The following is a 5525-nucleotide window of genomic DNA, read 5'->3' on the forward strand; positions in this document are numbered from 1 at the left end:
GTGCCGACCGTAGGTCGGCACCGCCGGATAGACGCGCCGGGCAAGCCCGGCGCCATGATCAGAAGCCCGTGCTGTAGCGCAGCGCCGCCTGCCGGGCATCATTGCCACCCACGCGCTGGTCGATACCCAGGCTCAGGCGGCCATTGCGGCCCCACCACGATTCCAGCGCCAGGCCGAACAAGGCACTGCCACGCGGCGCGTCGACACCGGCCAACGGCGCCCAGGCATCAACGCCGACGAAGCTTGCCTGCCAGTCCTGCTCACTGCCATCCAGCCGTTGCTGCCATTCGGCATGGCCGCGCAGGGTCCAACGCCCCCACTGCCGCTCGCCACGCAGGCCCGCCAGCATCTGGCTGCGCTGTGCACGTGACGCCTCCCCGCGCAGGCCGAAGCCGAAGCCCCCCTGCTCGCTGAAGCCGTCGGTATCCAGGCGCGTGCTGCTGGCCCCCAGGTACGGGGTGAACGATGCACCGATGCGGCCGAAACGATAGCCACCTTCGACGCTGGCACTGCTGAAACGCCCGCCGTAGCGCGCGGACACACCGTAGGCACCGGCGCCCAGCAGCAACTGGCGGTCCAGCTCACGGGTGAACTGGCCGGTACCGAACTGGGCCAGGGCATAGCCACGTCCCAGGTTCCAGCCGGCATACAGCTGCGCCTGCGTCTGGCGATCGCGGCCACGATCACCGCTGAAGTTGCTGCCACCGTTGCTGCGCGTTTCGCCGAAGGCCATGCCGAGCAGACCGTTGCTGCCCAGTGCCACGTCCTGGCCGGCCATCCAGCCCTGGCTGTCGGCGGCGTTGCCGGCAAAGCTGCCCTGCCCGGCTTCGCCCAGCGCGCTCTGCCAGGCGCCACGCAGCTTCGGCGCCGCCTGCACGCGGTCGAAGCGCTCGGCAACCGCACGGCGCGACATGTCCACGCTGTCGAAGGTCGAGGCTTCGGCACGCGCATGCGCCTGTCCGGACAGGCTCTCCAGGCTCGCTGACAGGCCATCGGTGCCGCCCGCCGTACGCTGCAGCGCGCCGGCGGCCGCGCCGAATGCCGAACCCTGCAGATCCGCATTGCGGTCCAGCGCGGTGAATGCCGACGCCACCCGCAGTGCCGACGCCTGCGCATTGGCGCCCAGGCCCGACGCGGCAGCGGAAACGTTGACCTGGGTCAGGTCCATCCACGCATCGTTGCTGCCATAGCCGTACTGTGCCTGCAGCAGGGTCAGGCCGTTGGCCCCGGTGTTGGCCACCGGCGTGGTGAACGTACCGTTGATACCGCCGTTGGCATGGATCAGGCCCTGGCGGCTGCCAACCTGCGGCACGTAACCGGAAACGATGCCATCGACCACCACGCCACCGGCCAGGCGTGCAGTGCCGGTCACCTGCAGCGGGTTCACACCCAACGCGACGATCAGCTGCGCATCCGGCCGCTGGGCGTAATTGCCTTCGATGGTTGCGGTGGTATTGGCGTTGACCAGCACCACGCTGGCGCCGTTGTCGACGTTGCCGATCACCCGCGGCGTGCCCGGCATGAACTGCAGGCCGGCCATCGAAGCACCGCCGGCACCAGAGATGCTGACGTTGGAACGGATCACTGCCCCGCCGCGCAGGGCCAGGCTGCCGCGCTCGATGCGGGTGGCACCGCTGTAGCTGTTGTTGCCGCTCAGTTCCAGCCGGCCATCGCCGCGCTTGACCAGGCCGCCAGCGCCGGCGATGTCGTTGCTCCAGATCGAGCCAGAGGAAGCCGCATCGACATTGACCGTGACATCGCCCCAGTCGAAGCGGCCGGGACCGTTCACCGCCTTGCCGACATTGAGCATGCCGTAGCCGTAGATCGGATCGACGCCCGGCGCCCCGATGTCGGTGGCGGTGCCGAGCAGGGTCTGCCGCACCAGGTCGTTGTCGAAGTACGGGTAGCGCTGCCAGACCAGCGCCGCGGCACCGGAGATCAGCGGCGCGGCGAAGGACGTGCCGTAGTTCCACAGGTATTTGCCGGTACCCGGCTCCGGGAACACCGCGCTGCCGGGAGCGGTCAGGCAATAGCGTGCGGCGTCGCCACAGGCATTGGCCCACGGTGCACGCTCACCGGGCTTGTTCGGATCGATCGCGGTGGCCACCAGCCAGCCCTTCTCCAGGTCGGCTGCCGGCAGCGATCCGCCGACGCCCCGCTGGCTGGGCAGCGCGGCCACGCTGCTGGGCTGGTCGCGCCCCTCGTTGCCGGCGGCGAACACCACCAGGCCACCGTGATTGATGATGAAGGGGCGGTATTCGCCAGCGACCTGCGCGGTGGTGCCGAGGTCGGTCCAGTACAGGCCGCCCCAGGAATTGTTCATCACCTTCACGCCGTAGTTGATCAGGTCCTGGTGGACCCCGGCCACGCCCAGCGTGCCGCTGAAGGAATTGCCCTTGCCACTGCCGTCATCCTTGGGCGTGGTGTCGGAAATGATCCGTGCCGAGACGATCTCCGCCCCCGGTGCGATGCCGCCCGGCCAGACGCCCACCGATGCACCGGCAGCCAGGCTGGCGACGGCCGTGCCATGGCCAAGCACGTCATCGACGTTGAGATTGTTGCGGCTCGGGTCGATGTAGTTGAGGTTGGCCACCACCCGCCCGTTCAGCGCCTCGGCACTGCGCAGCACGCCCGAATCGACGATGCCGATGCGCACGCCGCGGCCGGTCGCGCCCGTGGCCAGTGCGGCACGCGCGTTGGTCTGTGCCAGATGCGCATCCACAGCCGGCTCCAGCGGTCTGGCAGCAGGAGGCGGGGTGACCGGTGGGGTGGTGACCGGCGGCGTGGTCGGAGGCGGGTCGATGCGCACGTTGCTGCCGCCGCCTCCACCGCCACACGCCGACAGCGCCACCGCCAGCGCCGATGCCAGGACCGACCTTCCCATCGTCTTACGTTCCATCGTTTCCTTCCCATGAACGTTGGCCTGCCGCCATCCGGGCAGGCATCCAGTACTGCCCAGCGGCAGTCTTTGCCGACCCTCTATACTGGGCCGACCCCCACGCAGTCTGCCGGGAAACGGCGCCGTATCCAACGCCCGTCGTCTCCTTTCCGAACATTGCTCACGCATCAACGAGATTGCCATGTCCAACATCGTCATCGCCGCCGCCAAGCGCACCGCCATCGGCTCCTTCCTCGGCCAGTTCAACGGCGTTCCGACCCCGACCCTCGGCGCGGCCGCCATCGCCGCCGCGCTGGAACAGTCGGGCGTGCCTGCCAGCGACGTCTCCGAAGTCCTGATGGGCTGCGTGCTGCCGGCCAACCTCGGCCAGGCCCCTGCCCGCCAGGCAGCGATCGCCGCCGGCATTCCGCTGTCGGTCGGCGCCACCACCCTCAACAAGGTCTGCGGTTCGGGCATGAAGGCCATCATGCTCGGCCATGACCTGATCAAGGCCGGCTCGGCCAAGGTCGTGGTCGCCGGCGGCATGGAATCGATGTCCAACGCCCCGCACCTGCTGCCCAACTCGCGCACCGGCAACCGTTTCGGCAACTTCCAGGCCGTGGACCACATGGCCCACGACGGCCTGGTCAATGCCTACGACGGCAAGGCCATGGGCGAATTCGCCGAATGTGCCGTGGACAAGTACCAGTTCACCCGCGAAGAGCAGGACGCCTACTCCATCGAATCGGTCAAGCGCGCACAGGCGGCCCAGGCCAACGGCGCCTTCGCCGACGAAATCGTTGCGGTGAAGGTCGCCACCCGCAAGGGTGATGTCGAAGTCGCCAGCGACGAACAGCCCGGCCGTTCGGACATTGCCAAGATCCCGACCCTGCGCCCGGCCTTCAAGAAGGACGGCAGCGTGACCGCCGCCAGCTCCTCCAGCATTTCCGATGGCGCTGCCGCCGTGGTCCTGCTGACCGAAGAAGATGCTGCCGCACGCGGCCTGCAGCCGCTGGCGCGCATCGTCGGCCATGCCACCCATTCGCAGGAACCGGAGTGGTTCACCACCGCCCCGATCGGCGCCATCCACACCCTGCTGGCGAAGACCGGCTGGTCGCTGGACCAGGTCGATCTGTTCGAAATCAACGAGGCCTTTGCCGTGGTGGCGATGGCACCCATGCGCGAACTGGGCATCCCGCACGACAAGCTCAACGTGAATGGCGGTGCCTGCGCGCTGGGCCATCCGATCGGTGCCTCCGGCGCACGTCTGGTGGTCACCCTGGTCAACGCATTGCGCACGCGCGGCGGCAAGCGCGGCATTGCCACCCTGTGCATCGGCGGCGGCGAAGCGACGGCTATCGCCATCGAGTTGATCTGAAAGGGTTTAACGTCTATTTCGCAAAAATGAATGCGGGATCGCTTGACACCCAATCTTGGCTTGTCATCATGTTGTCGGCGCGCAGCATGCGCGTTGCCTAATTCTAACGACGAGGATTTACACAATGAGCATCAACAAGCTGCTGGTCGCGATGTCCCTGGCTCTGGCCCTGGCCGCCTGCTCGAAGCAGGAAGCTGCCCAGGACGCCGCTGCTTCGGCCAACCAGGCCGCCACCGAAGCCCAGGCTGCTGCCGACCAGGCCGCCGCTGCTGGCGCCCAGACCGCCGACGCTGCCCAGCAGGCCGCTGACACCGCCGCCACCGCTGCTGACGCTTCGGTTGACGCCGCTGCCCAGGCTGCTGGCGCTGCCACCGACGCTGCTGCCGGCGCTGCTGCCGACGCTGCCAAGGCTGCTGAAGGCACCGCCGAGAAGGCCAAGGACGCTGCTGAAGAAGCCAAGAAGTAATAACTTCTTTCTTCAAGCTGTTCTGAAGAAGCCGCTGGTTCGCCAGCGGCTTTTTCTTTGCGCGCCATTCCGTGCGCAGGTCACCACCACGTCTTCACAACGGTATGAATAGGCTGGCGTCCCCATCCATTGCAGTACCGGAGACCGCCATGAAGATTCGCCCGCTGACCACCACCCTGCTGGCCGCCTCCCTGCTGCTCGCACTGGCTGCCTGCAAGGGCCCGGAAGCCGAGCAGGCCAAGCAGGATGCCGCGCAGGCCGCCGACAGCGCCGGCGTTGCCGCACGCGATGCCGTCGACAAGGCTGCCGCAGCCACCCGTGACGCCGCCGACAAGACCGCCGCCGCCTCCGAGCAGGCTGCCGCCGACACCCAGCAGGCGCTGGACAGCGCTGCCGCCGCGACCGCCAACGCGGCTGACAAGGCCAAGGTCGCAGCGACCGATGCCGCAGCGCACGCCAGCGACGCCACTGCCGATGCCGCGCAGAAGGTTGCCGACAAGGCTCGCGACGTGGCCGACGATGCCAAGGCCACTGCCGCCAAGGAAGAAGCCAAGCACTAAGGCCTTCGCGTTCGCCGGGCATGGCCCGGCGCTACCGGAAAAGCCGAGCACGGGCTCGGCTCTACAGGAAAAGCCGCGGCATCGCCGCGGCTTTTCTACTTTTCGCTTCTTCTGTTGATTCCGTGCTGGGCGCGCACGGAAGCCGTCCAAGGCCGCGCGGGTGGGTTGCGCAGGGGCGTGAGCCGCATGGATGCGGCGACCGAGCTTACAGGGACGTACTTGCAGCGCCCCCTGCGCAGCCCA

4 protein-coding genes are annotated in these 5525 nt (G+C 68.1%); 3 read left to right on the plus strand and 1 reads right to left on the minus strand.

Annotation, left to right across the window (positions count from 1 at the left end; translation table 11 throughout):
* Positions 1-58: 58 nt before the first annotated feature.
* Positions 59-2899 (minus strand): S8 family serine peptidase, encoded by a 2841-nt coding sequence (locus ACFX4F_RS20550; RefSeq protein ID WP_380658203.1) that lies wholly within the window; start codon positions 2897-2899, stop codon positions 59-61.
* Between the two features lie 181 nt (positions 2900-3080).
* Here ACFX4F_RS20550 and ACFX4F_RS20555 point away from each other — a divergent pair, with 181 nt between their 5' ends.
* The 3 genes from ACFX4F_RS20555 (at position 3081) to ACFX4F_RS20565 (ending at position 5282) form a co-directional block, all read left to right on the plus strand.
* Positions 3081-4256 carry a thiolase family protein gene (locus tag ACFX4F_RS20555; RefSeq protein ID WP_099818949.1) on the plus strand — a complete coding sequence of 392 codons (1176 nt, stop codon included), beginning with the start codon at positions 3081-3083 and terminating at the stop codon, positions 4254-4256.
* Positions 4257-4380: 124 nt separating this feature from the next.
* Positions 4381-4722: a hypothetical protein gene (locus ACFX4F_RS20560; RefSeq protein ID WP_089236409.1), complete on the plus strand. Its 342-nt coding sequence runs from the start codon at positions 4381-4383 to the stop codon at positions 4720-4722.
* 149 nt (positions 4723-4871) lie between these two features.
* Positions 4872-5282, plus strand: a complete 411-nt coding sequence (locus ACFX4F_RS20565; RefSeq protein WP_380658205.1) for a hypothetical protein — start codon at positions 4872-4874, stop codon at positions 5280-5282.
* Positions 5283-5525 lie beyond the last annotated feature (243 nt).

Origin of the sequence: Stenotrophomonas sp. YIM B13575 (assembly GCF_042787595.1) — a bacterium.
GTDB lineage: Bacteria > Pseudomonadota > Gammaproteobacteria > Xanthomonadales > Xanthomonadaceae > Stenotrophomonas > Stenotrophomonas lactitubi_B.